Origin of the sequence: Sphingomonas sp. R86521 (genome assembly GCF_042466235.1) — a bacterium.
Taxonomy (GTDB): Bacteria; Pseudomonadota; Alphaproteobacteria; order Sphingomonadales; family Sphingomonadaceae; genus Sphingomonas.
Map to the genome: position 1 here is coordinate 1 of NZ_JAXHBY010000001.1, position 2,500 is coordinate 2,500.

General features: G+C 54.6%; 1 tRNA gene and 2 rRNA genes (1 of these 3 cut by a window edge). All 3 read right to left on the minus strand.

From position 1 onward, the window contains the following. Nucleotides 1-7: 7 nt before the first annotated feature. Nucleotides 8-84 (minus strand) — tRNA-Met (locus tag SJY20_RS00005). 82 nt (nt 85-166) lie between these two features. After that, nucleotides 167-281: ribosomal RNA gene (rrf, locus tag SJY20_RS00010) — 5S ribosomal RNA — on the minus strand. Between the two features lie 222 nt (nt 282-503). Then, nucleotides 504-2,500 (minus strand): 23S ribosomal RNA (locus SJY20_RS00015); it runs 798 nt beyond the window's last position.

A 2,500-nucleotide genomic window follows, 5' to 3' on the forward strand; every position in this document is an offset into this window, starting at 1 on the left:
TGAGGTTTGGTTGCGGGGACAGGATTTGAACCTGTGACCTTCAGGTTATGAGCCTGACGAGCTACCGGGCTGCTCCACCCCGCGACACTTCGCTGTGGCGAAGGAGGGTAAGAGACGTTGTGAATGGGTTCAGATGATGTGCTTTGCATGTCGCACGGGCTTCAATGCCTGGCGACGACCTACTCTTCCATCGCTTGAGCGATAGTACCATTGGCGCAGGCGGGTTTCACGGCCGAGTTCGGAATGGGATCGGGTGGGACACCGACGCTATAGCCACCAGGCAATGGAGCCGGTGCGACATGCGTGCACGTTATATCTGGGGTACCCCGTCTTTGCCTTTCGGCTGTGACGGGGCTCTTAAAATCGACGACCGTGCATGGTTGTAGTGGTATTTGCACCAATCCCTCGACGGCGAGGGGATTGGGAATCTGGCGTTCAACTTGATTATCATCCGCACCGTAATGCTTCGCTGGTTGCCCAGTGTTGTCATTGATGGTGGAACTCTCAAGCGCGAATAGAGCAATTAGTATCGGTTAGCTCCATGCGTTACCGCACTTCTACATCCGATCTATCAACGTCGTGGTCTCCGACGGCTCTATGAAATCTTATCTCGAGGGAGGCTTCCCGCTTAGATGCTTTCAGCGGTTATCCCGTCCATACATAGCTACCCTGCTGCGCTCTTGGCAGAACGACAGGTACACCAGAGGTATGTTCAACCCGGTCCTCTCGTACTAGGGTCAACTCCTCTCAAATTTCGACGCCCACGGCAGATAGGGACCAAACTGTCTCGCGACGTTCTGAACCCAGCTCACGTACCACTTTAATTGGCGAACAGCCAAACCCTTGGGACCTGCTCCAGCCCCAGGATGTGATGAGCCGACATCGAGGTGCCAAACAACCCCGTCGATATGAGCTCTTGGGGGTTATCAGCCTGTTATCCCCGGCGTACCTTTTATCCGTTGAGCGATGGCCCTTCCACGAGGGACCACCGGATCACTATGACCGACTTTCGTCTCTGCTCGACTTGTCAGTCTCGCAGTCAGGCGGGCTTATGCCATTGCACTCTAACAGACGGTTTCCGACCGTCCTGAGCCCACCATTGCGCGCCTCCGTTACTCTTTAGGAGGCGACCGCCCCAGTCAAACTACCCGCCACAGAGGGTCCCTGATCCAGCTAATGGATCGAGGTTAGACATCAGAAACAAACAGGGTGGTATTTCACCTATGGCTCCACATCAGCTGGCGCCGATGCTTCAAAGCCTCCCACCTATGCTACACAGTTTCTTCCTAATGCCACTCTGAAGCTGCAGTAAAGGTGCACGGGGTCTTTCCGTCTAACCGCGGGTACTCCGCATCTTCACGGAGAATTCAATTTCGCTGAGCATGTCCTGGAGACAGTGGGGAAGTCGTTACGCCATTCGTGCAGGTCGGAACTTACCCGACAAGGAATTTCGCTACCTTAGGACCGTTATAGTTACGGCCGCCGTTTACCTGGGCTTCATTTCAGAGCTTGCACCCCTCCACTTAACCTTCAGGCACCGGGCAGGCGTCAGGCCCTATACGTCGTCTTGAAGCCGACTTAGCAGAGCCCTGTGTTTTTGCTAAACAGTCGCTACCCCCTGGCCTGTGCCCCCCATAAGAGCTTGCGCTTATATGGGGCCTCCTTCTTCCGAAGGTACGGAGGCAATTTGCCGAGTTCCTTCAGGACACTTCTCTCAAGCGCCTTGGTATACTCTACCTGACCACCTGTGTCGGTTTCGGGTACGGTCTATACGGTGGGGCTATTTCCTGGAACCATTTCGAAGCCTGACCAATCCGATAAGGTCAGACAACACACATGATCCGTCACACACCACCAGGCCCACGAATATTAACGTGGTTCCCATCGACTACCCCCTTCGGGCTCGTCTTAGGGGCCGGCTCACCCTGCGCGGATTAGCCTTGCGCAGGAACCCTTGGTCTTTCGGCGAGAGGGCATCTCACCCTCTTTATCGCTACTCATGTCTGCATTCGCACTTCCGATACCTCCACGACCCATTACCAGATCGCTTCAACGGCTTACGGAACGCTCCGCTACCGCGTACCACATAAGTGGCACACCCTAAGCTTCGGCACGTATCTTGAGCCCCGTTACATCTTCGCCGCAGGACCTCTTGTTTAGACCAGTGAGCTGTTACGCTTTCTTTAAAGGATGGCTGCTTCTAAGCCAACCTCCTGGTTGTTTTGGAAGTCCCACATGCTTTCCCACTTAGATACGATTTGGGGGCCTTAGCTGTAGGTCAGGGCTGTTTCCCTTTTGACGACGGACCTTAGCACCCGCCGTCTGTCTCCCGCATATCACTCTTAGGTATTCGGAGTTTGGTTAGGTTTGGTAGATCTCGCGACCCCCTAGCCCATCCAGTGCTCTACCCCCTAAGGTGTTCGTGCGAGGCACTACCTCAATAGTTTTCGCGGAGAACCAGCTATTTCCCGGCTTGATTGGCCTTTCACCCCTAAACACA